Consider the following 701-nt stretch of genomic DNA (forward strand, 5'->3'; position numbering starts at 1 on the left):
AGCTTGCTACCGAACAATTCGCTTCCGCGTTTCATAGCTTGCTCTGTGATCGGCGGTTGCCAGTCTTTGTCTCCAGCGCATCCGAGGCGACACGAGCCGCTGTTGAGCAAATCAACCATGGCGCCCATGACAGTCTTGTTGCGCCCGAATAGCGTGCCATCCTGTTGAGGTCCGGCTATGGGGAGCGTCACAGCGCGACTGAGATAACGAAGGCCGATGCTGATCCGTGACGCTGCATATGGCAGCGTGACGGCCCCGCCTGACACAATCAGCGGCGTTTCATTGCCGTTGTCATCTGTCAGACTGTCGACAACGTTCCCGTCAGCAAGAGCAATAACTTGCTCGCCTTCCAAAAATCCAAGACCTGTCACAGTTTGAATTGGCGCGCCATTGTACGATGCACCGCAATCGACGTGAAAACTGTCATCAATAGTGTCGATATCGCCATCGAAAGGACGTTCGAGAACTTCGATGTAGCGCTTTGTCTGGCCGTTTATCGTGCGGCGAACGACCATATAGAGATCATCAAATCCTGCCTCGACGCCCGGAACAACCGCAACACTTTCCACAAAGCCTTTAGCGATCTCGTGCTTTGCAAAGCCGACGACCTTTTGCTCACGATCATATGTGACCGAAACGAGCGATCCATCACCCATTGCGCAGTAAAGCTGCGGGTCAGGACGCTCGCAAAACGCCCAATC

The 701-nt window shown here is 54.1% G+C and carries 1 protein-coding gene; it reads right to left on the reverse strand.

Features of this window, described 5'->3' with window-relative positions:
- Positions 1–701 (reverse strand): hypothetical protein (locus RCF13_RS00210; protein ID WP_308140672.1); only part of this gene is annotated, 701 nt, incomplete at both ends.

Source organism: Stenotrophomonas maltophilia group sp. RNC7 (assembly GCF_030910085.1).
Lineage (GTDB): Bacteria > Pseudomonadota > Gammaproteobacteria > Xanthomonadales > Xanthomonadaceae > Stenotrophomonas > Stenotrophomonas sepilia.